This window comes from Cetobacterium sp. NK01 (genome assembly GCF_024506395.1).
In the GTDB taxonomy this organism is placed as follows: Bacteria; Fusobacteriota; Fusobacteriia; order Fusobacteriales; family Fusobacteriaceae; genus Cetobacterium_A; species Cetobacterium_A somerae_A.
The window spans coordinates 544,440-565,097 of record NZ_JANIBO010000001.1 but is presented as its reverse complement, the minus strand read 5'-3'; the positions used below and the strand labels follow the sequence as shown (position 1 = coordinate 565,097).

Genomic DNA, 20,658 nt, shown 5'->3' with positions numbered 1-20,658 from the left:
AACGCCTCCATAAAAATTTTTGCTATTAAATAGCCTACATTATTTTAAGACTATTGTCAATCTAAACTTAACACTCCTAAAAGTTTACCATCATTAAAAGAAATAGATGCATTATTAGAGGTAAGTATATTGCTTAAACATGTGGAATCTCCTCTTTTCAAAACATGATTTTTAAGAGGATAAAGAAATCCATCTAGACTAAGGTTTTCAATAGTATCTGAAAAAGGAATAAATGAAATTCTTTTTCCTTTACTATTTTTTATAGTAAAATTAGAAGTAACCAAGAAAAGTTTTTCTATATCATTAAGAAAGATAAGATTATTATATTTAAAGATAAGGTTTATATTTGTTAGAAAGTGATCTACTCTTCCTCCAAAACCCCCAATAATATAAATTTTATCATAATTTAGTGAAGATACATAAGATATTAAAAGTTCTCCATCTGTAAAATCTTTATTTTTATTAAAGCTTTTAATAACGACATTATTAAAAGTGAGTAATTTTATAGAATTCTTGTCTAGGGAATCAAAGTCTCCCCAAACTTCTTTTGGAATATAATTTAATTCAAGAGCTTTTCGAGCACCTCCATCGGCACAAAAGAGATGAGCATTATCGATATTCAAGTTTTCATAAAACTCTTTAGATTCAGGGAACTCTCCATTTAAAAAAATAAAAGCCTTAGTCATCATCATTTTCTGTATCAACTACAATAAAAATAGGCAGATGATCAGAAACCTCCTTTCTAGTTTTTATAAATTCTCCTTCAGTGATATCTAATGCTCCACTTTCACCTTTAAATTCTTGTGTATATTTTTTAGAAAGAAAAATATTATCATAAGAATTAGCAAAACCTTTAGTCCCGATAGTTGTTTTAATAGAAGGGTCTAAGGCATAAATTATATTATCTTTATGAGTAAGGAGTGGTTCAAAAGCTGTATCATTAGCAGCAAGATTAAAATCACCACCAATTAGGATATCATTTTCAATAGGATCTAAATCTTGAAAGTAATTATAAATATCTATAAATTTTGCAGCTTCAAATTGTCTTTGAGATACTTTTTTACCATAAATTGAATGAATTAGGACATAAGTAAAATCAAAATTATTAATTTTAAAAGTAGCTCCATATGGTTCACGAATAAAATCATCATTTTTATCAGGGTAAAAACCATCACTTTTAATGAAATCAACTTTATCTTTTTTATAAAGAAATGCATAGTATTCTTTATATTCATCAGTTCCTACAGGATATGGAGATATATCATATCCCCATTTAGAATTACTAATTTTTTCTACTTCAGATATAAGTTTATATATTCCTTTTTTATTCATAACTTCAACTAAACCGACAATATCAAAAGGTTCAATAGATTTAGCTAAATGCTTGTAATCTTTCTCTCCCTTTCCTAATCTCAATGTGTTAAAAGCTCCGATGTAAGCTTTATTTTCTAATTGTTTTGAAAAAGAAAAAGAAAAAATAAAAATAAATAGAATAAATATTTTTTTTATATACATATAAATCTCCTTAAAAAAAATACCCTAAAAAGGGTATTTCTTAATAATTTTCAGGGAACATTATTTTTTCCACACCTTCAATAATGATATGTAATATCATCATATGAATTTCTTGGATTCTATCAGAAGTTTCTCCAGGAATAATAAATTCGTAATCACACATTCCTTTAAGTTTACCTCCATCTTTTCCAAGAAGAACAACAGTTTTTAGTCCCATATTTTTAGCTGCTTCTACAGCTTTTATAATATTTGCAGAATTACCGCTTGTTGAGATACCAATAAACATATCTCCTTCTTTTCCATAAGCTTCTACACCTCTTGAAAATATATAGTCAAAACCGTAGTCATTTCCTACACAAGTTATATGAGATGAATCAGATAAAGAAATAGCTGGTAAAGCTTTTCTATCTTTTCTAAATCTACCTGTAAACTCTTCAGCGAAATGTAAAGCATCACAATTACTTCCGCCATTTCCACAGATTAAAACTTTATTGCCATTTTGGAAAATTGTAGCTAAATCTTTAGCTATTTTTTCAGTTGTTTGTTTTTCAGCTTCTTCTTTTATAAATTTTTCTAAAAGAGAAGCTGTTATTTTATACGAATCTAATAAATTCATATTAGCCTCCTAAATTAAAAATTAAAGTTTAAAATTCTTAACAAAATTAATAAATTTGATAATGTGAGCTAAATTCTTTTTATCTTTAGTTATAACAATTTGATAAGAATCTGTAACTTCATCTATTGTCCTAATAACTTTAAACTCATCACTTTGTATTTCTTTATAAACAGCATAGTAAGGTAAGATAACATTACCAATTCCTTCTTTAACCATTCCTTTAATAACTCCCAAATTTCCAACAACTGGAATTTTAGTATTAAAGCAAATATGATTTTTATCCTCTAGATGACTAATAGCTCTATCGTTATTATAGATGTTTTTTCTAGAGATTAGAGGTTCTTTAGATATAGCTTCCAATTTTTGTGTATTTTTAGTACCAACAAGTATATAAGGTACAGAACCAACAGTAATAACTTCTAAATTTGGATCAGTTATGTGCTCTTCATCTATTAAAAGAATATCAAGTTCCCCTTCTTTTAATAACTTTAAAAGCCAAGCTTTAGTAGAGATAGTAATATCATATTCAATCTCGTCATGTAAAGATATAAAATCTTTCATTAAAAGAGGCAATAAAGGCTCTCCAATAACAGATGTAGCTCCAATAGATATTTTAGCTTTATCTAAATTGATAATTCTTTCCATCTCTTTTTCAGCTCTTTTAACTTTCTCAAAAATTTCCTCAGCCATTTTAAAAAGAGCTTCCCCAGTGTAAGTTAATTTTATTTTCTTAGAACTTCTATCAAAAAGTTTAGAATTTAATATCTCTTCAAATTTTTTTACTTGTATTGAAACCGCTGATTGATTTATGTATAATTTATTAGCTGCTTTTGTAAAACTTTTTTCTTTAGCTACCTCATAAAATATTCTTAAATAATGTAAATCCAATTGTATCACTCCCAACTATTATTATTATGTATAGTTACCATTCTATTTTAGCATAATTTTAACATAATGAATACAATTTATTTAAAAAAAGTAGCAGGAATTAAATTCCTACTACTAAAAAAGCTTTAAAATGATATTGTTATTGGAAGTTTTTTAAGTTTTCCATTAGTTTATCATATTTATCTTGGAACTCTTCCTGGATTCTTTTTTCTCTATCTAAGATATGAGCTGGAGCTTTAGATGTAAATCTTTCATCAGAAAGTTTAGCATTAACCTTATCTAAATCTTTTTTTACTTTTTCAAGTTGCTCATTAATTTTTTTGATTTCTGTTTCAACATCTAGAAGACCAGTTAGAATCATGAATACTTCTGAATTTCCATTTACTCTGAATCCGCTTTGTTCAGGAGTAGCAAGATCAGCTCCTACAGTTAATTCTTCAATTTTAGCAAGTTTAGTTATAAATAACTCATTAGCCTTTAATGTTTCTAATTCTGTAGGGTTAGAAGTTCTGATAACAACTTTAGCCTCTTTAGCTGGAGATATTCCTCTTTCTGCTCTAATGTTTCTTAGTGATGAAATAAGGCCTTGAATATATTCAAAAGCTTTTTCTTTATCATCGCTTACAAGAGAATCATTACAAACTGGATAATCAGCAAGCATGATAGTTTCTCCGTTTACTTTTATTTTTTGCCAAATCTCTTCAGTGATAAATGGCATAAATGGATGTAAAAGTTTTAATCCAGCTTCTAAAACTGTCCATAGAACATATTGAGCAGTTTGTCTAGATTTAACTCCTGATTCTTCTTTATTATATAATCTAACTTTAGCTAATTCAACATACCAGTCACAGAAGTCTCCTCTTAAGAACTCATAGATTGATTTAGCAGCTTCATCTAATTGGAATTTTTCTAATTTATCAGCAACATCTTTAGAAGTTTTATTTAATTTAGAGAAAATCCACTCATCAACTAATTCAAGTTGAACATTCGATTTATCAAATGTTTTTATATCGAAATCTTCAAGGTTCATAAGAACAAATCTTGAAACGTTCCAGATTTTATTAGCAAAGTTTCTACCCATCTCTATCAATTTTTCAGAGAAATGAACATCTTGACCTTGAGAAGTATTGTAAATCATTGTAAATCTAATAGCATCAGCACCGTATTCTCCAATTAAATTTAATGGATCTGGTGAGTTACCTAATGATTTAGACATTTTTCTACCAACTTCATCTCTAACTATTCCATGTAGGTAAACATTTTCAAATGGAATATCATCCATAGTATACATACCAAACATTACCATTCTAGCAACCCAGAAGAATAAAATATCAGCACCAGTTACTAGTGTAGAAGTAGGATAGAACTTTTCTAATTCAACTGTTTTTTCCGGCCAACCTAAAGTTGAGAATGGCCATAAAGCAGATGAGAACCATGTATCTAAAACATCTGTTTCTTGAGTTAAGTCAACATCTTTACCATAGTGAGCTTTAGCTTGAGCATATGCATCTTCTTCTGTTTTAGCAACAAAAATATGCATATCAGGTCCATACCAAGCAGGTATTCTATGTCCCCACCAGATTTGTCTAGAGATACACCAATCTCTGATATTCTCTAGCCAGTTATAGTAAACTTTTTCCCATCTTTTAGGCATAAGTTTAACTTTTCCATTTCTAACAACTTCTAAAGCTTTTTCTGCTAGAGGTTCCATTTTAACAAACCATTGTTTTGAAACTCTTGGCTCAACAACAGTGTTACATCTATAGCATCCTCCAACATTATGTGAATGAGCTTCAATTTTAACAAGTAATCCTTGCTCTTCTAAATCAGAAACAATTTTCTTTCTAGCATCAAATCTATCCATTCCAGCATACGCAGGGTAATCATTAACAACTTTTCCATCAGGAGTCATCATATTGATAATAGGTAGATTGAATTTTTGTCCTAAAGCAAAGTCATTAGGATCATGAGCAGGAGTTATTTTAAGTGCTCCAGTTCCAAATTCCACATCAACATATTCGTCAGCAATAACAGGAATTTCTCTTCCAACAAGAGGTAAAATTACATTTTTACCAACAAGATGAGAATATCTTTCATCATTTGGATTAACTGCAATAGCCACATCAGCAAGCATAGTTTCAGGTCTTGTAGTAGCTATAATTAAAAATTCGTCAGAATCTTTAACAGGATATTTAATATTCCATAGTGAACCAGCTTTTTCCTCGTGATCAACTTCATCATCAGCTAATGCAGTACCACATCTAGGACACCAGTTAACCATGTACTCACCTTGATATATTAATCCATCATTGAAAAGTTTAATGAAAATATCTTTAACAGATTCAGAAAGACCTTGATCCATTGTGAATCTTTCTCTTTTCCAATCTAAAGAAGCTCCTATTTTTCTAAGCTGAGTTGTAATAACACTACCATATTGTTCTTTCCATTCCCAAACTTGTTTAATAAACTCTTCTCTACCTAAATCCTCTTTAGTTAAACCTTCGTCAGCTAATTTTCTTTCAACTTTATTTTGAGTTGCAATACCAGCATGGTCAGTTCCAGGCATCCAAAGAGTATTATATCCACTCATTCTTTTATATCTAACAAGTACATCTTGAATACTGTTATTAAGAATATGTCCCATATGTAATATACCAGTTACATTTGGAGGTGGAATAACTATAGAGTAGTTTGGCTTACCATCATCTAAAGTTGCAGCAAAAAAGTTTGATTCCTCCCAATATTTATACCATTTTCCCTCTATTTCATTAGGGGAATAAGTAGTTGCTAATTCATTCATTTTAAATCCTCCTATTCAATTTCTCCCTCTAAACAACTTTCAATATAATTTAAAATTTGTTCTTTTCCATTATTGTTTAATGATGAGTGGAAGAAGACATCATCATTATGGAAATCAATTTTTGTTCTAATATCTTTTAAAGCTTTGAATTTTTCATTATTAGAAACTTTATCCATTTTTGTAAAAATTATTTTAAATGGAGTTCCATAGTGATCTAGCCAATTAAGCATTTCAAGATCTTCACCACTAGGGATTCTTCTTATATCTAGTAGAACAAAAACTAGTTTTTTTCTAGGACTAGCAAGGTATCTCTCCATAGTTAATCCCCATTCTTTTTTCATCTCTTTAGGAACCTTAGCAAAACCATATCCAGGTAAATCAACAAAGAAAAATTCTTTGTTGATTAGAAAATAGTTAATTAACTGAGTTCTTCCTGGAGTTTTACTAGTTTTGGCTAATTTATTTCTTCCTGTAATACTATTTATAAGAGAAGATTTTCCAACATTTGATCTTCCTACAAAGGCAAATTCAATATGATTTAGCTCTTCAGGATAATCTTTTTCAAATACAGCTGATTTTGTAAAATCTGCTTGTTTTATATTCATTGTGTTACCTCTTTTCATTATTTTTCAAGAGCAAGTTTTTCAACATCTTCATATGTTGAAGCAAAGTATATTTTTATATCCTTCATTACTTCCTCTGGAATCTCTTCAACATCAACTTTATTATCATCAGGTAAAATTATATTTTTGATTCCTGCTCTATGAGCTCCAATAACTTTTTCTTTGATTCCTCCAACAGGTAAAACCTCACCAGTAATTGTAATTTCACCAGTCATAGCGAATGTTTGTTTAACTTTTCTTCCTGTTAAAACAGATAAGATAGTTGTAGTAATAGCAATACCGGCAGATGGTCCGTCTTTTGGTGTTGCTCCTTCAGGGAAATGAAGATGTATATCTTTTTTCTCTAAAACAGTTGAATCAATTTCAAATTTATCAAGATTAGCTTTTAAATATGTAAATGCAACCATTGCAGACTCTTTCATAACATTTCCAAGAGTACCAGTTAAAGAAAGGTTTCCTTTACCTGGAATTTGAACACCTTGAACTTCAAGGGTCATTCCACCAACAGATGTCCATGCCAAGCCATTAACTACTCCAATTTTAGAAACCGCTTTTTTCATTTTTTCAGGTCTAAATTTAGGATGCCCTAAATAAGACTCAAGATTTTTAACATTTATACTAACTGACTTAGCTTCGGTATCAATAACTTTTCTAGCTACTTTTCTGAATAGAGATGAAATTTCTCTTTTTAAGTTTCTAACACCAGCTTCTTTAGTATACTCATCGATTATTTTTAATATAGCTTTATCAGTTATACTTATTTTTATATCACTTAAACCATTTTCATCTTGAGCTTGCTTAATTAGATAATTATTAGCAATATGTAATTTTTCAAACTCTGTATATGAAGAAAGATTAATAATTTCCATTCTGTCTCTTAAAGGTCCAGGGATACTTCTTAAGTCATTAGCAGTAGCAACAAAGAAAACTTTAGATAAGTCAAAAGGCATATCCAAATAATGATCTTCAAAGTGCTTATTTTGCTCTGGATCTAGAACCTCCAACATAGCTGAAGCTGGATCTCCTTTAAAATCACTAGACATCTTATCTATTTCATCAAGTAAAATAACAGGATTAACACTACCCGCGTTTTTAATAGCCTTAATAATTCTTCCAGGCATAGATCCAATATATGTTCTTCTATGACCTCTTATTTCAGCTTCATCTCTAACACCACCAAGAGAAACTCTAACAAAATTTCTACCAAGAGAATCAGCAACAGATTTAGCTAAAGATGTTTTTCCAACTCCAGGGGGTCCAGCCAAACAAAGAATAGTCCCTTTCATATTTGGATTTAATTTTTTAACGGCCAAATAATCTAAAATTCTGTCTTTAACATCTTTTAAACCATAGTGATCTTTTTCTAAAACATCATGAGCAATTTTTAAATCTAAAGTTTCAGGAGTAATTACTCCCCAAGGAAGCTCTAAAACTGATTCAATATATGCTCTAGAAACTGTAGCTTCAGCAGAATATGGTGCCATTTTACCAAGTTTTTTTAATTCTATTTCAAGCTTATCTTTAGCTTCTTTAGGAAGAGATGAATTTCTAACTTTATCATAAAGTTCATCAGTTTCTTCGTCTCCACCAGTTTTACCAAGTTCTTCTCTAAGAGTATTAATTTTTTCTCTTATAAAATAACTTTTTTGGCTTTCATTAATTTTTTCTTTTACTTTTTGATCAACTTTTTGTTCAATTGAAGCAATTTCAATTTCGTTATTTAAAATTTCTAATAATCTATATCCTCTAACTTTAACATCTAAAAGTTCTAAAAGTTCAACTTTTAAATTTTCTTCAATCTCAAGATTAAATGCAATAGAATCAAAGATCTTACCAGCTTTTCTTAAGCTTTTTAACTGAACCATTAATTCTGCACTAATTTGATTAGTTAATGTAGAATAGTCTTCAAATAAGTTAATTACTTTTCTTTTAAGAGCTGTTAATTCAGTAGAAGATTCCTCAGTCGATGAAATTACACTATAATCAGCAAATAAAACACCATCTTCTTCGATTATATTTTCAATAAGAACTCTTTTATCAACTTCAATAAGAACTTTTATACTTTTATTAGGCAAAGGAATAGATTGCACAATGTTTGCTACAACTCCGATTTTATGTACTCCTTCAGGTAAAATTGGAGTTTCTTCTAAAGAATTTTTTTGTAAGCTAAGAACTAATTTATTTTTTGTTTTCATTGCAAAATTCATAGTTAATAAACTTCTTTCTCTTCCAACATAAAGAGGAGAAGCTGTTCCAGGAAAAAGAACCATTTCCCTAGTAGGTAAAAAAGGTAATCTACTCATTCGTAATCACTCCTTAATGTTCAATTTTAACTTTAGTAGAATCTTGAATTGAATCAGCTGTAATTGTAACCTTTTTAATAGTTTTATCAGAAGGAATTTCGAACATCAGATTTGTCATTATATTTTCAATAATTGATCTAAGCCCTCTTGCTCCAATTCTTCTTTCTAAAGCTAAAGCTGCAATTTTTTTAAGCGCTTCATCTTCGAATTCAAGGTTAACATTTTCCATCTCAAAGAATTTTTGATACTGTTTTACAATAGAATTTTTAGGTTCTGATAAAATCTTAATAAGAGCAGTTTCATCCAAAGGAGATAGTGTTGATATAACAGGAAGTCTACCAACTAATTCAGGTATAATTCCTTGTTTAACTAAATCTTCAGGTAAAACTTTACCTAAAAGCTCAATTTCTTTTTCAGTTTCAATAGAATCTTGAGAAGCACCAAAACCGAGAACTTTTTTGTTAGTTCTAGATTTAATAATTTTTTCCATACCTTCAAAAGCTCCACCAACTATAAATAGTATATTAGTTGTATCCACTTCAATAAGCTCTTGATTTGGATGTTTTCTTCCACCTTGAGGAGGAACTTGAGACTTTGTACCTTCAATAATCTTTAAAAGAGCTTGTTGAACTCCTTCGCCAGAAACATCTCTAGTAATAGAAACATTTTCAGATTTTCTTGCTATTTTATCAATTTCATCTATATAAATAATACCTCTTTCAGCAGCTTCAACGTTATAATCAGCGGCCTGAAGAAGTCTAACCAGAACATTTTCAACATCATCTCCAACATATCCTGCTTCAGTTAATGTTGTAGCATCAGCAATTGCAAAAGGAACATGAAGTGTTCTTGCAAGCGTTTGGGCCAAAAGTGTTTTTCCTGAACCAGTAGGTCCAATTAAAAGTACATTTGATTTTTGTAATTCAACATCTTTACTTCCTTGATCTTTATGCATAATTCTTTTATAGTGATTGTAAACAGAAACAGCTAAAACTTTTTTACTTTCATCCTGTCCAATAACATATTCATCTAATTTTTCTTTAATCTCTTTAGGTGTTGGGAGTTTTACTCCTGTCAAAGAGCTATTTGAAGATTCAGGCGAATGTTTTTCTCCGTAATAGACATCATTTTCGTAACCGAGCATATCAAAACATGTTTCGATACATTCATCACAAATAAATGCCCCATCAATACCAGAGAAAAGTTTTGAAACTTCATCTTGTCCTCTTCCACAAAAAGAGCAATGTTCTTTCTTATTCATCTTTTCCCTCCTTATCTAATAAAAACATGATCGATTAGACCAAATTCTTTAGCTTCTTCTGCACTCATAAAGTTATCTCTTTCAGTTGCAATTATAATTTCTTCAACTGATTTATTTGTATTTTTGCTTAAAATTTTAGAAGTTAAATCCTTCATTCTTAAGATTTCTTTAGCTTGAATTTCGATATCAGTAGCTTGACCTCTAGCTCCACCAAGGGGTTGGTGAATCATAATTCTAGAATTTTCAAGAGAATATCTTTTTCCTTTAGCACCTGCAGAAAGTAATAAAGCCCCCATACTAGCAGCTTGACCAATGCAAACTGTTTGAACGTCAGGTTTAATGTAGTTCATAGTATCGTAAATTGCCATGCCAGAAGTGATAACTCCTCCAGGACTGTTTATATACATAATTATATCTTTATTAGGATCTTCAGCTTCTAAAAATAGGAGTTGAGCAACAATTGCGTTAGCTATTTGATCATCTATTTCACTTCCCAAAAAGATAATTCTATCTTTAAGAAGTCTTGAATAGATGTCATAGGCTCTTTCACCTTTTCCTGTGTTTTCAATAACTGTTGGACTGTACATTTTTTTCCCTCCTTTAAAAACTTGCTTTAAAAATTTAAAGTTAAATACTTAAAATATTTAGGTATTTAACATTAATTTTTTATTAAAGTAGTATTGAGTAGAGATAAACTCTACTCAATACAATTGGTTATTACTTTGCATTATTAACAATAACTTCAACAGCTTTTTGAGCTAAGCTCTCAGTTTTTAAACTATGGAAAAATTCATCTAAATTAGAATTTTTCTTTAATTCAGTTTCTAATTGCTCTTTATTCATTCCATACATTTTAGCAATCTCTTCAACTTTAGTATTTAATTCTTCATCAGTAACCTCTAAGTTTTCAGCTTTAGCAATAGCTTCTAAAACAAGATCAACTTGAACTTTGTTATGAGCCATTGGAGCAATTTGGTTAAATGCTTGCTCTTTAGTCATACCAGTCATTTTTAAATATTGATCTAAATCCATTCCTTGCATAGCTAATTGTTGGTTCATTTCGGCCATTCTATTTTCTACTTCTCTAACTACCATAGATTTAGGAACTTCAACTTTTGAATTAGCAACTACTTTTTGGATTAATTTTCCAACAAAGTTATTTTGAACTCTTGCTTCTTCTCTAGCAGTTATTTCAGTAGTTTTCTTAGCTTTTAAATCTTCTACAGATTCAAATCCAGCTTCTTTAGCAAACTCTTCTGTTAATTCAGGTTTTGCTAAAGTTTTAATAGAGTTAATTTTAACTTTAAATGTTGCAGGTTTTCCAGCTAAAGCTTCAGCATGGTATTCAGCAGGGAATGTTACGTTAACTTCCCCCTCTTGTCCTACAGTATATCCAACTAATTGATCTTCAAAAGTATCAATAAACATTTTTGATCCTAATTTTAACTGATGAGAATCAGCTTTTCCACCTTCGAAAGGAGTACCATCAACAAATCCTTCGAAAGCTAAATCAATTGTGTTCCCCATTTCAGCTTTATGTCCTTCAGGAGCATCTTCTAATTTAGATTTTGCATTTAACATATTTTCAATTTCTTTATTTAAAAGGTCATCTGTCATTTCGAAAGACTCTTTTTCAACTTCTAAACCTTTGTATTCACCTAAAGTAATTTCAGGATATACATCAACTTTAAATGTCATTTCAAGCGTATCTTTCATATCAGCAACAAGATCGTAAATGAAACTTACTGGAGTGATTTTTTCTTCAGCAACGATTTTTTCAAAGTTTGCTTTAAGAACAGATTCAACAACCTCTTCCTTGATAGCATCTGCAAAAGCAGCCTCAACTTTGTTTAATGGAGCATGTCCTTTTCTAAATCCAGGTACCTCTACTTTAGTAGCTAAACTTTTAATAACCTCTGATTTAATTGGTGATAACTCTTCAACTGTTAAAGTAAGTTTAACTTCAACTGCTGAGTGGTCGATTTTTTTTAATTCGTGTTTCATCATTTCCTCCTTAAGGTATTTATGTATTAACATCTTAAATCTTATGAGACTTAAGATCTTTTAAACGAAATTGATAATACTCTTCTCCCCGATTAACAATCTTTTCGGGATAATAAATAATATCATAAAGCATATCCTTGCTATTTTTATGTAACTTTGAACTTAAATCAAAAGCTACAAGAGGATAAGATTTGCCATTTTTTAATAGAAAACCATTAAAGTGTCTATTTTCAATGCCAAAAAATTTTGCATCTATAATTTTAACTCCTCTATCTAAAAAATAGGGATGTTTATTTTCAAGTCCGAATGGACCTAGTTTTTTAATATCATTAATATTATTTTTATTAATTTTATCAATAGCTAATTCCAAATCAATTTCTAAAAATTTAGGTTGATTGATACTATGTTCGTGAACTTGAATTTCTTCTTGAAATAAAAGTTCAATCTCAGGCAGATTTTTCTCATCTGCGATAAATCCAGCTGCTAAGTCATGCCCACCGAAACGTATCAGTTTATTTTCAATAAGTTTTAAAATATTGAAAATATTTACACCAGGAATACTTCTGCATGAAGCTTTGGCAACTCCATCTTTTAGTGAGATCATAGCAACAGGTAGATTATATTTTACACTTAATCTAGAAGCAACTACACCGATAACACCAGGATGCCATCTTTCAGAAGCAACAAAAATATATTTTAAATCGTCTTTATTAAGTTTTTGTTGAATTATTTTGTTTGCTTCATCAAAGATCATTCTTTCAAGTTCTCTTCTTTGTTTATTAGCTTTTTTCATCTCTTCAATAATGTTATATATTTCAAAATCATCTGTTTTCATGAAAAAGTCAGCTCCAAGTTTAGAGTTTCCAAGTCTTCCTAGTGAATTTATTAAAGGAGACACGAAGTAACTTATATCAGTTGTGCTAATATCTTTATTATAAAGCTTTAAATATTTCATTAGATAAACAAGACCCTTAATTTTTGTATTTTTAAGAGTTTCTAGTCCTCTACTTATAATAATTCTATTTTCATCAAACATAGGTACAACATCAGCAACAGTCCCAATCATAATAACATCCATGAATTGATATAATTTAGAGAAATCTTCTTTTAGATAAGAATAAACTCCTTGAGCAACTTTTAAAGCAACTCCAGCTCCAGCCAAGAATTTAAATTTGTAATTTTCACTTAGTTTAGGATTGATGAAGAGGATATTGTCCTCTTCTTCATCCTTAACACTTTTATGGTGATCAGTAACAATAACTTCAATTCCTAAACTCCGAGCATACTCTACATCTTCATAAGAATTAATTCCTGTATCAACAGTAATTACTAGTTTTCCAGAATTTTTATGAATAAAGTCAACAGTTTTTTTATCAAGACCGTAGCCTTCATCCATTCTATTAGGAATATAGTAATCAATATCAATTCCAATCTCTCTAAAAGCTAATACAAGGAAGATCGCAGCCGTTATTCCATCGACATCATAATCTCCATATATAAATAACTTATCTCCATTATTTTTTGCTGAAACTATTTTTTCCACAACTTTATCCATCATTTCAAAATCAAAAGGATTATGAAATTTTTTTATAGATGGATTAAGGAAGTTATCTACATCCTCTTTTTCTAAAAAGCCCTTTTTTAAAAGTAAAGTAGCTAAAAATTTAGAAACATTCCATTGACTAGCCTTAGTTTCAATAAGATTTTCAGATACTGCTTTATATTCCCAGTGCATAAAATTATCCTTTTAAGCTATCAAGTAACTGGGAGATTTTAATAGCGTGTTCTATAGTATCATCCAGTTTTATTCTAATATCAGGAGTATATCTTAAGGCTAGTTCTTCAGATACTCTTTTTCTAAGAAAACCTTTAATTTCATTTAACCCTTCTAAAACTTCATTTTTATTAACTGTTCCACCAGCTATAGGCATAATACTGAAATATAAGTCAGCGAATTTTAAATCTTCAGTAACTCTAACATTTGTAATAGAAACCATAGCTTTTTTTAATTTTGGATTTTTAATTTCTTCAAAAAGACATTTAGAGACAACTCTTGAAACCTCTTTTTCTATTGCAGCTAATCTTTTTTTATTCATAATAAATCACCCACTTTTTACTTTAAAGTTCTTTTAACTTCGATAATATCAAATGCCTCTACGATATCTCCTTCTTTGATATCATTGAAGTTTTCTATACCTAAACCACATTCTTGTCCAGCAACCACTTCTTTAGCATCATCTTTGTATCTTTTAAGAGTGTTAAGCTTTCCTTCATAAACAATAACACCATTTCTTAATATTCTAATATTTGATTCTTTTCTAACTTTACCATCAACAACAACACAACCAGCAACGTTTCCGACTTTAGAAACTTTAAAGACTTTTTTAATTTCAATTCTACCAGAATACATTTCTTTAAACTCAGGATCAAGCATTCCAGTTAGTGCTTTTTCAATATCTTCAGTAATGTGATAAATAATGTTAGAAGTTCTAATTTCAACTCCATTAGAGTCAGCTTCTTTTAAAGCATTAGTTGTAGGTCTAACATTAAATCCAATAATGATAGCATTAGAAGCTTCAGCAAGTTTAACGTCACTTTCAGTAATAGCTCCAGAAGCAGCTTGGATTATATTAACGATAACTTCTTCATGAGACAATTTTAATAAAGAGTCTCTTAAAGCTTCAACAGAACCTCTAGAATCAGCTCTTAAAATTAAGTTAAGTTCTTTAACATTAGCATTATCCATTTGTTGAGAAAGAGATTCAAGAGATATTGATTTTCTGCTAACTTCAGCGATTTTTCTTTCTTTAGCCATTTCTTCAACAATTCTTTTAGCATGCTGTTCGTTTTGGATAACATAGAATGTATCTCCAGCAGATGGAACATCATTAAATCCAATAATTTCAATTGGTTGAGAAACTGTAGCAATTTGAACTTTAGCACCTAAATCATTAACTAAGGCTCTAACTTTACCCATAGATTCTCCAGCAACAATAACTTCTCCTATTTTTAAAGTACCCTCTTGAATTAAAACGTCAGCAATAGGTCCAACTTTAGGATCAAGTCTTGATTCCAAAACAATACCTTTAGCTCTTTTCTTAGGATTAGCTTTTAATTCTAAAATTTCAGAAGTAATTAAAATTGTATCTAGAAGTGTATCTAAGTTCATTTTCGCTTTAGCAGAAACTTCAACAAACTCAGTGTCTCCTCCCCATTCAACTGAAACAAGTCCATGCTCCATTAACTCTTGTTTAACTCTCATAGGATTAGCTTCAGGTTTATCAATTTTATTGATAGCAACAATAATAGGTACATTTGCAGCTTTAGCATGTGATAAAGCTTCGATTGTTTGAGGCATTACACCATCATCAGCAGCAACAACAAGAATTGCGATGTCAGTAACTTGAGCTCCTCTAGCTCTCATATCAGTAAATGCTTCGTGGCCAGGAGTATCAACGAAAGTTATTTTTCTTCCAGCTTTATTAATTTGATAAGCTCCAATTTTTTGTGTAATTCCTCCAGCCTCTCCTGAAGCTACAGATGTTGTTCTTATAGCATCAAGTAAAGATGTTTTTCCGTGGTCAACGTGCCCCATGATTGTAATAACTGGAGCTCTTTCGATAAGGTCTTCAGGTCTATCAGTAATTTCAAGAGCAAATTTATCTCCGAAATCTAATTCAATTTCTTCCTCTTCTTCAACAAGAGCATCATAATCCATAGCTAGCTCTTCTGCTAGTTCAAAAGATATAGGACTATTAATTGTTAACATTTGTCCTTTTAAGAAAAGTTTTTTGATAAGTTCAGAACTACTAATTCCAAGTCTATCAGCGAAATCACCTAATGTTATTTCACCTCTAATTTTGATTATTTTCATTCCATCTTCTTCGATAATTTCAGGACCTTGTTCAGCTTTCTTTACAACGAAGTCTGCTCTTCTTCCTTTTTTTCTTTTCTTTGATTTTCCCTCGTCTTTAGAGTTATTATCACTATTTTTGTTTTTCTTTTTCTTTGTAGTAGTATGATTCTCCTCTACAAAATCATCTACATCATTAAATTCCATATTTTTTTTCATTGTTTCCTCCTCTATATAAACATTGTTAGAAACAACATTATCATTTTTTTTAGCAAAATAAGCTGTGGCAATTTTTTCTTGCTCAACAGTCAATCCAGCTAGATGTGAGTGTACATCAATTCCAATATTGTTTAAAATATCCAAAAACTCTTTATTCCCAAAACCGTATTTTTTAGCTAATTCGTGTACTCTTATTTTCATAAAATCTAGACACCTCCAAATAGCCTAATCGATCAATCCCCTTGCAACCTTTTTATTTTTTATAGCAATCACATTGATTTCATCTTTGTTAAATATCTCACCAAGTTGTGCTTTATCCCCAAAATGCGCATAAGGAATATCAAATTCCTTAGCCTTTGCAATTATTTTTTTATCATTTTTTTCACTAATATCCTCAGCGATTATTAGGAAATGGATATGTTGAATATCTTCCATAACCATGTTGATACCGAAAGTTAGATGTTCAGAGTTTTTCATTGCCTTTAAAATGTTTAAGTAATCTTTAGATTGTTTCTTAAGAAGATTTACCATTGAAAGTAAATCTTCAATTTTTAGGCTATATTTTTTATTTTTTGAAATTCTTTTTATACATTCATGAGTTTTACAAACGTAGACAGCTCTAGCTTGAAGTTTTTGCTTTTCATCAAATGAATAGTTGTTGTCATTTATTTTAGCGATTCTAAAAAGATCGCTTTTATTCTTTTTTTCTCTACAAACTACACAAGTTCTTTCTGGAGTATGATTAAGCATTTTCTTCCTCATCCAAAGTAACAGTTTCATTTCCTGTTTCAGCTTTAAAAGAATCTACCGTTTTAATATCTACTCTCATACCAGTTAATTTAGCAGCAAGTCTAGCGTTTTGTCCATTTTTACCAATAGCTAAAGAAAGTTGTGAATTCTCAACTAAAACCCTAGCAGTAGTCCCTTCTTCAAGAACTTCGACACTGATAACCTTAGCTGGACTAAGAACAGCAGAAACAAATTCTTCTACATCTTCTTTCCAAACAACGATATCAATTTTTTCACCATTTAATTCATTAACAATATTTCTAATTCTTAATCCTTTTTGACCTATACAAGCTCCAACAGTATCTATATTTTCATCAGCTGAGTATACAGCAACTTTAGCTCTTGAACCAGCTTCTCTAGCAACAGATTTAATTTCAATAACCCCTTCAGCAATCTCAGGAATTTCTAATTCAAATAGTTTCTTTAATAAGCCCTCGTTTTTTCTAGAAATAACTATTTTAGGGAATTTATTTGTTTTTTCTACTTCTGCAACATAAACCTTAATTCTTTCTCCAACTCTGTAAACATCTGCTGGAGACTGCTCAGCAGTAGTTAAAATAGCTTCACATCCATCAAATTCGATGAAAATATTTCTTTTTTCGTCGATTCTTCTGATGATACCAGTAATAATATCATGTTCTTTAACTTTAAATTTATCAAAGATATTTTGTCTTTCAGCTTCTCTAACTTTTTGAATAACGATTTGTTTACCATTTTGGATTGCATTTCTTCTAAACTCTTCACAATTAACTTCAAGCTTAATAACGTCTCCAACTTTAACTCTTTTATGACCAGCTTCAGCAGCATCCTCAACAGAAACTTCTAAAGCAGCATCATATAAATCTTCAGCAGTAACAACCGTTTTAATTTCAAAAACCTTTACTTCACCAGTTGATCTGTTGATTTCAACTTCAACGTTCTCTTCTTCTCCGTAATGTTTTTTGTAAGCTGCAAGCATAGCTTGCTCTACTGCTTCAAGAAGACTTTCTTTATTTATTCCTTTTTCTTTTTCAAGCTGCTCAAGAGCCTCTAAAAAGATTTTACCATCCTTACTTTTCATAATGGGTTTTCCTCCTAACTATAACTAAATAATATTAATTAAATATCACTAAAATCAAAAACAATATTAGCTTTTTTTATCTCTTTAAAAGGTATTTCTAAAGTTTCATTTTTAACTTTTAAATAAAGGTTATTTTCTTTAAAATCTTGTATGATACCCTCAAAATTTTTGCTATCATTAAGCTTATGTTTTAAACTTACTTTAATTTTCTCACCATTAAATCTTATAAAGTCGGCTTCTTTTTTTAAAGGTCTTTCAACTCCCGGTGAAGAAACTTCTAAGAAGAATTTGTGTGGGATTAAAGCATCAATAGCTTCATCAATTTCGTTACTAAGAGACCCGCAATCTTCAAGAGTTATGTCTCCGTTGGGATTTTCAATAAAAATACGTACGTATAAATATCCTCCTTCTTGGACATACTCTAAGTCAACTAAATCAACCTCTCTCTTTTCGATAGCAGGAGTAACAATTTTTTCTATTTTTAAAAGAGTTTCTTCCATTTCTCTTTTATCAAGTTTTATCATAAATTTCACCTCTTTCCAAATAAAAACTATAAAGAAAGAGTGGGATTTCCCCACTCTTGTCAGCTCTAGTATAAATTATCCAATTAGAGTATAGCATAGTTATAAAAAAAAATCAATGAAATCATACTATTCTGTATAGCATAGATATATTAATGTAGGAAAACATTAAATTAAATTTTGTTCACACGAATGATTACAATATATTTTATAAATAGTTAAAAAATCAATGATATAAATTTATTATTTCTATTGTGTTTTTTTAAAACGTAGTGTATAAAATATATTATAAAAGTTTGTTTTTTATAGGAAAAAAAATAGTGAGGTGTTATTTTCAATGAAAAATGGAAAGAAAGTAGTAATTGGTGTAATCGGTTCTGACTGTCATGCAGTAGGAAATAAAATTATTCACCATGTATTAGAGACTAACGGATTTGAAGTAATCAATATAGGAGTTTTATCACCACAAATTGATTTCATTAATGCTGCAGTTGAAACAAAAGCAGATGCAATCATCGTTTCATCTTTATACGGACATGGAGAATTAGATTGTCAAGGTATGAGAGAAAAATGTGAAGAAGCAGGATTAAAAGATATACTACTTTATGTTGGAGGAAACATTGTTGTTGGAAAACAAGAATGGTCAGATGTAGAAGCTAGATTTAAAGCTATGGGATTCAATAGAGTTTATAGACCAGGAACTCCAATTGAACTTACAACAGAAGATTTAAAAGAAGATTTAGGATTATAATAAACTAAATCCAATAAATTAAAGAAAAGAGATGATTTCTATGAAATGTTATCTAACTATTGACTTTGGTAGTACTTATACAAAGTTAACAGCGATAGATTTAGTAGGAGAAAGAATTCTAGCAACTGCTAAAGATATAACAACTGTCGAAGAGGATATAATGATAGGTTTCGATAAAGCTTATGAGAAGCTTGTAAAAGAGATCGAAAAAGAAGTACCAATATCACAAGTTGAATTTGTTGATAAAATAGCATGTTCATCTGCAGCTGGTGGATTAAAAATGGTTGCAATTGGATTAGTTCCAGAGCTAACAGCTGAAGCGGCAAAAAAAGCAGCTTTAGGTGCGGGAGCAAGAGTTATGAAAACATACTCATATGAATTAAATTCTCGTGAGATGGAAGAGATAAAAAATTCACCAGTGGACATAATCTTGCTAGCAGGAGGTACTGATGGAGGAAATAAAGATTGCATTATACATAATGCGAGATTATTGGTAGAGCATGATGTAAAAAAGCCAATTATTGTAGCAGGAAATAAAGCTGCATCAGATGAAATAGAAAGAATGTTTATTGAAGCAAAAATAGATTATTATATGGCAGATAATGTTATGCCTAAAATAAATAAGCTTAATGTTGAACCTGCACGTGAAGAAATTAGAAAAGTATTTATGAATAAGATAATAGAAGCTAAAGGAATGAAAAAGGCTGAAAGTTTCATTAGTGGAATATTAATGCCTACTCCAGCAGCAGTATTAAAAGCAGCAGAAGTATTATCTGAAGGGACAGATGAAGAGGATGGTATTGGAGATTTAATAATAGTAGATATCGGTGGAGCAACAACAGATATTCATTCTATTGGAAAAGGAGATCCATCTAAACCTGGAGTTCTATTAAAAGGATTAGAAGACCCTGTTGCAAAAAGAACTGTTGAGGGAGATCTAGGGATGAGATATTCGGCAATCTCTTTATTGGAAGCAGCTGGAACTAGAAAAATAAGAAATTATTTAAATGATGTTGATAAAAAATGGGATGTTAAAGGTCACTGTAATTATAGACATGATCATATAAAAATGGTTCCTCAATCAAAAGAGGAGATTTTATTTGATGAAGCAATGGCTAAAGTAGCTACAGAGTTATCCATGACAAGACACTGTGGAGTTCTTGAGTGTATATACACTCCTATGGGAACAATGTTTAATCAAAGTGGAAAAGATCTTTTAAATGCACCGTATATAATAGGAACTGGGGGAGTTATTGTTCATAGTGAAAATCCAAGAGGGATTTTAGAAGCAGGAAAATTTAATCCAGCAGAACCGATATATTTAAAACCAGAAAATCCAAAGTTTATGGTAGATAAAACATATATTCTATCATCTATGGGATTATTAGCTCAAAAAGAGCCGGATTTAGCGATAAAAATAATGAAAAAATATCTGATTGAAGTATAAGTTTTGAG

Annotated in this window: 18 protein-coding genes; 2 read left to right on the top strand and 16 right to left on the bottom strand. The window is 30.1% G+C overall.

Annotated elements, in window-relative coordinates; translation table 11 throughout:
- Positions 1–56: 56 nt before the first annotated feature.
- From NON08_RS02750 to rimP, 16 genes are all read right to left on the bottom strand, one after another.
- Positions 57–692: a thiamine diphosphokinase gene (locus NON08_RS02750; protein ID WP_256689990.1), complete on the bottom strand. Its 636-nt coding sequence runs from the start codon at positions 690–692 to the stop codon at positions 57–59.
- Positions 679–1,515: an endonuclease/exonuclease/phosphatase family protein gene (locus tag NON08_RS02745; RefSeq protein ID WP_256689989.1), complete on the bottom strand. Its 837-nt coding sequence runs from the start codon at positions 1,513–1,515 to the stop codon at positions 679–681. Before NON08_RS02745 ends, NON08_RS02750 begins: the two co-directional genes overlap by 14 nt.
- A 40-nt stretch (positions 1,516–1,555) precedes the next feature.
- Positions 1,556–2,131 carry a D-sedoheptulose 7-phosphate isomerase gene (gene gmhA / locus NON08_RS02740; protein ID WP_256689988.1) on the bottom strand — a complete coding sequence of 192 codons (576 nt, stop codon included), beginning with the start codon at positions 2,129–2,131 and terminating at the stop codon, positions 1,556–1,558.
- A 21-nt stretch (positions 2,132–2,152) separates the two neighbouring features.
- Entirely contained in the window at positions 2,153–3,019 is an 867-nt protein-coding gene (locus tag NON08_RS02735) for a LysR family transcriptional regulator (protein ID WP_256689987.1), read from the bottom strand.
- Positions 3,020–3,158: 139 nt separating this feature from the next.
- Positions 3,159–5,819 carry a valine--tRNA ligase gene (locus NON08_RS02730; RefSeq protein WP_256689986.1) on the bottom strand — a complete coding sequence of 887 codons (2,661 nt, stop codon included), beginning with the start codon at positions 5,817–5,819 and terminating at the stop codon, positions 3,159–3,161.
- An 11-nt stretch (positions 5,820–5,830) separates the two neighbouring features.
- Positions 5,831–6,424 (bottom strand): ribosome biogenesis GTP-binding protein YihA/YsxC, encoded by a 594-nt coding sequence (yihA, locus tag NON08_RS02725; RefSeq protein WP_040406560.1) that lies wholly within the window; start codon positions 6,422–6,424, stop codon positions 5,831–5,833.
- 17 nt (positions 6,425–6,441) lie between these two features.
- Positions 6,442–8,745: an endopeptidase La gene (gene lon / locus NON08_RS02720; RefSeq protein ID WP_256689985.1), complete on the bottom strand. Its 2,304-nt coding sequence runs from the start codon at positions 8,743–8,745 to the stop codon at positions 6,442–6,444.
- 13 nt (positions 8,746–8,758) lie between these two features.
- The gene (gene clpX, locus NON08_RS02715; RefSeq protein WP_256689984.1) at positions 8,759–10,006 is read right to left on the bottom strand and encodes an ATP-dependent Clp protease ATP-binding subunit ClpX; all 1,248 of its coding nucleotides are present in this window, start codon (positions 10,004–10,006) and stop codon (positions 8,759–8,761) included.
- A gap of 11 nt (positions 10,007–10,017) precedes the next feature.
- Positions 10,018–10,593: an ATP-dependent Clp endopeptidase proteolytic subunit ClpP gene (clpP, locus tag NON08_RS02710; RefSeq protein ID WP_256689983.1), complete on the bottom strand. Its 576-nt coding sequence runs from the start codon at positions 10,591–10,593 to the stop codon at positions 10,018–10,020.
- A gap of 130 nt (positions 10,594–10,723) precedes the next feature.
- Positions 10,724–12,010 (bottom strand): trigger factor, encoded by a 1,287-nt coding sequence (gene tig / locus NON08_RS02705; RefSeq protein WP_256689982.1) that lies wholly within the window; start codon positions 12,008–12,010, stop codon positions 10,724–10,726.
- 34 nt (positions 12,011–12,044) lie between these two features.
- Entirely contained in the window at positions 12,045–13,745 is a 1,701-nt protein-coding gene (gene recJ, locus NON08_RS02700) for a single-stranded-DNA-specific exonuclease RecJ (protein WP_256689981.1), read from the bottom strand.
- A 4-nt stretch (positions 13,746–13,749) separates the two neighbouring features.
- Positions 13,750–14,106: a 30S ribosome-binding factor RbfA gene (rbfA, locus tag NON08_RS02695; RefSeq protein ID WP_256689980.1), complete on the bottom strand. Its 357-nt coding sequence runs from the start codon at positions 14,104–14,106 to the stop codon at positions 13,750–13,752.
- A 17-nt stretch (positions 14,107–14,123) separates the two neighbouring features.
- Complete coding sequence (gene infB, locus NON08_RS02690) at positions 14,124–16,283, bottom strand: translation initiation factor IF-2 (RefSeq protein ID WP_256689979.1); 2,160 nt, start codon at positions 16,281–16,283, stop codon at positions 14,124–14,126.
- Positions 16,284–16,307: 24 nt separating this feature from the next.
- Positions 16,308–16,832: a DUF448 domain-containing protein gene (locus tag NON08_RS02685; protein WP_256689978.1), complete on the bottom strand. Its 525-nt coding sequence runs from the start codon at positions 16,830–16,832 to the stop codon at positions 16,308–16,310.
- Entirely contained in the window at positions 16,825–17,931 is a 1,107-nt protein-coding gene (gene nusA / locus NON08_RS02680) for a transcription termination factor NusA (protein ID WP_256689977.1), read from the bottom strand. Before nusA ends, NON08_RS02685 begins: the two co-directional genes overlap by 8 nt.
- Positions 17,932–17,969: 38 nt before the next feature.
- Positions 17,970–18,455, bottom strand: coding sequence for a ribosome maturation factor RimP (rimP, locus tag NON08_RS02675; protein ID WP_413774012.1), 486 nt, complete (start codon positions 18,453–18,455; stop codon positions 17,970–17,972).
- Positions 18,456–18,789: 334 nt separating this feature from the next.
- On the opposite strand from rimP, the gene glmS reads away from it, so the two are divergent.
- On the top strand, positions 18,790–19,203 hold the full coding sequence (gene glmS, locus NON08_RS02670; protein ID WP_256689976.1) for a methylaspartate mutase subunit S: 414 nt from the start codon (positions 18,790–18,792) through the stop codon (positions 19,201–19,203).
- Between the two features lie 40 nt (positions 19,204–19,243).
- Complete coding sequence (gene glmL / locus NON08_RS02665) at positions 19,244–20,650, top strand: methylaspartate mutase accessory protein GlmL (protein WP_256689975.1); 1,407 nt, start codon at positions 19,244–19,246, stop codon at positions 20,648–20,650.
- Positions 20,651–20,658 lie beyond the last annotated feature (8 nt).

Bases quoted from the DNA above. Each gene is read 5' to 3' on its own strand.
- NON08_RS02750 (WP_256689990.1), bottom strand. From the start codon at position 692: ATGATGATGACTAAGGCTTTTATTTTTTTAAATGGAGAGTTCCCTGAA.
- NON08_RS02745 (WP_256689989.1), bottom strand. From the start codon at position 1,515: ATGTATATAAAAAAAATATTTATTCTATTTATTTTTATTTTTTCTTTT.
- gmhA (WP_256689988.1), bottom strand. From the start codon at position 2,131: ATGAATTTATTAGATTCGTATAAAATAACAGCTTCTCTTTTAGAAAAA.
- NON08_RS02730 (WP_256689986.1), bottom strand. From the start codon at position 5,819: ATGAATGAATTAGCAACTACTTATTCCCCTAATGAAATAGAGGGAAAA.
- yihA (WP_040406560.1), bottom strand. From the start codon at position 6,424: ATGAATATAAAACAAGCAGATTTTACAAAATCAGCTGTATTTGAAAAA.
- lon (WP_256689985.1), bottom strand. From the start codon at position 8,745: ATGAGTAGATTACCTTTTTTACCTACTAGGGAAATGGTTCTTTTTCCT.
- clpX (WP_256689984.1), bottom strand. From the start codon at position 10,006: ATGAATAAGAAAGAACATTGCTCTTTTTGTGGAAGAGGACAAGATGAA.
- clpP (WP_256689983.1), bottom strand. From the start codon at position 10,593: ATGTACAGTCCAACAGTTATTGAAAACACAGGAAAAGGTGAAAGAGCC.
- tig (WP_256689982.1), bottom strand. From the start codon at position 12,010: ATGAAACACGAATTAAAAAAAATCGACCACTCAGCAGTTGAAGTTAAA.
- recJ (WP_256689981.1), bottom strand. From the start codon at position 13,745: ATGCACTGGGAATATAAAGCAGTATCTGAAAATCTTATTGAAACTAAG.
- rbfA (WP_256689980.1), bottom strand. From the start codon at position 14,106: ATGAATAAAAAAAGATTAGCTGCAATAGAAAAAGAGGTTTCAAGAGTT.
- infB (WP_256689979.1), bottom strand. From the start codon at position 16,283: ATGAAAATAAGAGTACACGAATTAGCTAAAAAATACGGTTTTGGGAAT.
- NON08_RS02685 (WP_256689978.1), bottom strand. From the start codon at position 16,832: ATGCTTAATCATACTCCAGAAAGAACTTGTGTAGTTTGTAGAGAAAAA.
- nusA (WP_256689977.1), bottom strand. From the start codon at position 17,931: ATGAAAAGTAAGGATGGTAAAATCTTTTTAGAGGCTCTTGAGCAGCTT.
- rimP (WP_413774012.1), bottom strand. From the start codon at position 18,455: ATGATAAAACTTGATAAAAGAGAAATGGAAGAAACTCTTTTAAAAATA.
- glmS (WP_256689976.1), top strand. From the start codon at position 18,790: ATGAAAAATGGAAAGAAAGTAGTAATTGGTGTAATCGGTTCTGACTGT.
- glmL (WP_256689975.1), top strand. From the start codon at position 19,244: ATGAAATGTTATCTAACTATTGACTTTGGTAGTACTTATACAAAGTTA.